The 3,616-nt window shown below is 67.9% G+C and carries 3 protein-coding genes; 2 read left to right on the top strand and 1 reads right to left on the bottom strand.

The window, feature by feature from the left end:
* Positions 1 to 62: 62 nt before the first annotated feature.
* Positions 63 to 446 carry an iron-sulfur cluster biosynthesis family protein gene (locus tag F5544_RS24080; protein WP_238846620.1) on the top strand — a complete coding sequence of 128 codons (384 nt, stop codon included), beginning with the start codon at positions 63 to 65 and terminating at the stop codon, positions 444 to 446.
* A 1-nt stretch (position 447) separates the two neighbouring features.
* Here the strand turns inward: F5544_RS24080 and F5544_RS24075 are convergent, their stop codons facing one another.
* Positions 448 to 885, bottom strand: coding sequence for a hypothetical protein (locus F5544_RS24075; protein ID WP_167475294.1), 438 nt, complete (start codon positions 883 to 885; stop codon positions 448 to 450).
* An 816-nt stretch (positions 886 to 1,701) separates the two neighbouring features.
* On the opposite strand from F5544_RS24075, the gene F5544_RS24070 reads away from it, so the two are divergent.
* On the top strand, positions 1,702 to 3,402 hold the full coding sequence (locus tag F5544_RS24070; RefSeq protein ID WP_167475293.1) for a hypothetical protein: 1,701 nt from the start codon (positions 1,702 to 1,704) through the stop codon (positions 3,400 to 3,402).
* The last annotated feature ends 214 nt before the right edge of the window (positions 3,403 to 3,616 follow it).

Raw genomic sequence — 3,616 nt, 5'->3', positions numbered from 1 at the left:
TGTGATGAATATCGTGTCGAGGTTTCGGGGACCGGCTGTGGGTAACCCGGGGGAGAACGCCGGTGCCGCCGAGCACGATGACGGCCGACCAGCGGGAACTGGAGTCCGTCGGCTACCGGCTGACTGTCACGAGAGCGGAAGGAACCAGACAGATGTTGATGCTCACCCCGAATGCCGTCGAGGCGGTTCGCACCATCACCTCGGCGCAGGACGCATCGGAGAACGCCGGACTGCGCATTTCGACGGAGGACGGCGCCGAGACACTGCAACTCGCCATCGTCGACAAACCGCGCGACGACGACGAGGTGCTGACCGCCGAGGGTTCGCGGATCTACCTGGATCGGCAGGCGGCCGCATTCCTGGACGACAAGATCCTGGACACCGGCCTCGACCCGGACGGCCAGGGCGCCTTCATCCTCGGTCAACAGGATCGCAAGACCGACTGAATCAAGGCACCCAGAGATACCATTCCGCGAACGGTCCCTGGATCGGCCACGTGTCGGCCATGAGTTTCGCGGGACCCATCCCGAACCAGAGGTCGACGGTGACGGTCTCGCCGGGCGCGGCGTCGGTTCGCACGTAGACGTCCTGGGACCGCGCGCCCGCCGAACCGACCCAGCCCAGCATCACGTGATTGCCGCATGGGCCGCGCTGGTAACCCAGCGGGGTGACATGCGCGAGCACGTGGCCGGGTAGGTTGGGTGCGGCCTCCAGTGCGACGCCGATCGTGCCCGCACAGAAATTCGCATCGCCGAAGGTGTACAGCGTGGTGCCGAGGGGCGCCCACTGCGGTAGCGGATCCGCGTCGGCGGGCGCCGCCGCCAGCCCGCACATCAGTGCGCCTATCCCCGCTACGACCCCCGCTGCCGTCCACCGCGCCGTCATCTGTGGATGTCCTTCCCCTGCAATGATTTTCGTCCCCGGCCGGGCCGATCGTGCGATCCGGCCGCCATGGACTCCAATCGCCTCGCGTCGGTGCACAGCGGGAGTCGTTGTGCGATAAGGGTATCGAAGCGAACGCGCGGTCGGTGCGCGTTCGCCGATCGTTGTGCCGGGTGCGGGGTCCGGCAGATGGTCGCTGAAAGATTGCGGGTGGTAGCTGCCGAGTAGGTGTCGCACTGCGGCGGCGATCCGGTGGGCAGACGCCCGATGCATGTGCGGATGTAAGCGCGGATGCAATCGTGTTGGACCGGCATCCGGGCAGGTCGGCGCGGCTGCGCGGTAGGCATGTCCAAGGAAGCCGTCCAAGCCGGTTGTGCAACAGCTGGACTCGCGAACAAACCGCTGGTCGTATCGTGTTGGAAACGGCGGGCCGCACGCGAATTACAAACTGGTCGTTTCAGGGTGGCCGGTGGGGGATTCGCGTGGAAGAATTGCCGTGCTCCCGCCTGCGGCAGGGGTCGCGCACAGGTTGCCGGCATCGCCGGGTGGCGCGTTTGGTGTCGAAGTCCCTCTGTTCACCGCTGGTTGTGGCCGGGGAGTTCGCCAGGTGCGAGTGTGGCCCGGCCCGGGATGTAGCGACCGTATGCGGGGCGCTGTCCGGTCGCACCCCGAACTCCCGCTTAGCTGGGAGGTTTTCGTGTTCGGCTGTGTGATCGTCGAGTCGGTGTGGTTCCCGCGAACCGAGATGGTGCGCGCCGGAGCAGGATTCGTATCGCTATCGCACCTGGGCCGGATCCGGGACCGCACACCGACCCGGGCATGACCGGGGCCGCCCGGACGAGCGATGTGCTCGATACCGCCCGGGACCCGCTGACCCGCGCGGAATTCCGTGCGGCGATGGTCGCCGCCGCCGTGGGCATCTCCGGCGCGGAGATCCTGCGCAGATGCGATGGCGCGCTGTCCAAATCCACCGTCTACAACTATCGGCGCCCCGACTATCGGCGGTTGCCCGAACACCGCGAGATGGCTCGCGCCTGGTTCGTCGCGTGCGGACTCGAGCCGCGGGACGTGATGCGGCTGGTGGCCGCGTGGGATCGGCTGACCGGCAACGCGATCGCGCCGGAACCGGCGAACGGTCCGACACCCGTGATGGTGCCGGACCCCGTCATCGTGATGGTCGCGCCGGAAGCCGCATGCGAACCGTCGCCGAGCGCGGTGGACACGCCGGTACCCGAAATCGTTGTTGCCCGGCATGTTCGGGCCCGGCGCGGGAAGACCATGTCGCCGGTTCGGGTGCGGGACGCGGTCGCGGGATCGCTCCTGTCGCATATCGCGGCCATCGCGGTGGTGCTGCTGTATCCGTGGTTGGGCGGTCAGAGCGTCGCGGTGCTCGAAACGGTGGCGCTGCCCGCGATATCGTGCTGCGCGATCGTGGTGGTCGGCGGGTGGGCGCTGGTCGCGGTACGGGCTCGAATGTTGAAGCGGCGCCGCGGAATTGAGCGCGGTGCCGCTGGGCCCGGTGGAGTCCGGATCAAGGAGATCGGGCAGCGCAAACGGCGCAGGCATGCCAAATCCTCGCGCGCGGCACGCCGGCTGCGCCCGGTGCGGGCGGCACTGGTGCTGCCCATCTCCGTATTGCTGCTGCGACGACGCCGTGCGGTAGTTCCGATGCATCAACTTCCGAACGTGGTTGCCGGGCTGGTCGTCGACGACGATGACGTGCGCCGAGAGCGGGCGTTGTCCGGTCGCGCCAGCGACGAATGGTCGGCATCGCGGGATGCGGCGGCCGCTACCGCGGCGGCGGTGGGAGAAGCGTTGGTCGGGACCGTATTCCACGACCCGGACGACAAGTACATGCCCGAAGACCGTGGAACCGTCTCCGCGCGCTTCGTCGAATTCGCCTTCCGCAAGGCGGGTATCGAGGTGCCGAAGACAGTATTCGGCCAGTCCGCCATCGGAATCCCGGTTCTGCTCGGCGATCTCGCGCGCGGCGATCTGATCGTCATACACGACGCCCGGGGCAGCTGTTCGGGCATCTACGCGGGCAACGAACGGGTCGTGCTGGCACCGGAATTCGGCGCGCCGGTGACCTACCGGAAGCTGGACCGTACCGTCTCCATCGCCCGGCGCTGCCTGCTTGCCGACGAATCCGCAACGCCCGCAACGGAACACGCGGGATGGCAGGTGCCAGACGAATGCCCGCGGTGGTGGACCGAGATCGCCGGAGAGCTGCCGTGGCCGGGCTTCGGCGCACCGGCGGAACTTCCTGGCGCTGACCGCGATCCGCTGGATGAAGCCGACGCCCAGCCATTCGACATGCGGCGCCTGCTGGACGAATTCGCGGGGCGGGAAAGTGTCCTGCCGACTGCGGCCGATGCCGCCGAGCCCGTACCGGTCATACGACGGCGGCACCGGCACCGCGAGGACGGCGATGCCGACCAGGTGACCGTGCGCGAGCTGATGGCGACCCTCGATCGTGAACGGCCGCTGGATATTCGGGACGGCGCGCCGACAACCTAGGCCCGGTGTCGAGTCCCATCCAGCGCTTGACTTCACACAGGGCCTGGCGGCCGGGCTCCGGCGCGAGATGCACGCCCGGCTCGGCCGATGCGTCCGGTGACGGAACTCGACGTCGATGGCTGCACGCCGAACAGCCGCCGCTGCCGAGCGGTTCCGGGTATATCGCTCGGTGCGCCCGCTGATTGTTTTCCGATTGATTCTTTATTTACGACTC

Source organism: Nocardia arthritidis (genome assembly GCF_011801145.1).
GTDB classification, from domain to species: domain Bacteria; phylum Actinomycetota; class Actinomycetes; order Mycobacteriales; family Mycobacteriaceae; genus Nocardia; species Nocardia arthritidis_A.
Note: the sequence above shows the minus strand (reverse complement) of the source record. Positions and strands in the feature narration are given on the sequence as shown.

Bases quoted from the DNA above. Each gene is read 5' to 3' on its own strand.
- F5544_RS24075 (WP_167475294.1), bottom strand. From the start codon at position 885: ATGACGGCGCGGTGGACGGCAGCGGGGGTCGTAGCGGGGATAGGCGCA.
- F5544_RS24070 (WP_167475293.1), top strand. From the start codon at position 1,702: ATGACCGGGGCCGCCCGGACGAGCGATGTGCTCGATACCGCCCGGGAC.